Annotated in this window: 1 protein-coding gene; it reads right to left on the reverse strand. The window is 59.5% G+C overall.

Going from position 1 to position 279, the window contains the following annotated elements:
- On the reverse strand, window positions 1-279 hold a 279-nt coding region (locus BQ17_RS10260), incomplete at both ends, for a bacteriophage T4 gp5 trimerization domain-containing protein (RefSeq protein ID WP_439645665.1).

The raw sequence follows: 279 nt of genomic DNA on the forward strand, positions 1-279 counted from the left end.
CTGCGATCATGCAGCACATGCTCGCGCAGGTCGTGCTCGATGGTGCTGTCTTTGTCGAATTGACCATGCTCACGGATGAGCTCCTGGCCCTTGGTGTCGTCCATGATGTATTCGTTGTAACCACCGCCGCCCTTGGTGCTGTTGGACATGAGTCCGCTGACGGTGGCGCTGCCGGGTAATCCATAGGGAGGCTTATTGACGTCGTTGTAGACCCCGCCGGTGATGATGGGCCGGTCGGGGTCGCCTTCCAGGAAGTCGACGATGACTTCCTGGCCGATG

This window comes from Candidatus Thiosymbion oneisti, assembly GCF_900092655.1.
Taxonomy (GTDB): Bacteria; Pseudomonadota; Gammaproteobacteria; order Chromatiales; family Chromatiaceae; genus Thiosymbion; species Thiosymbion oneisti.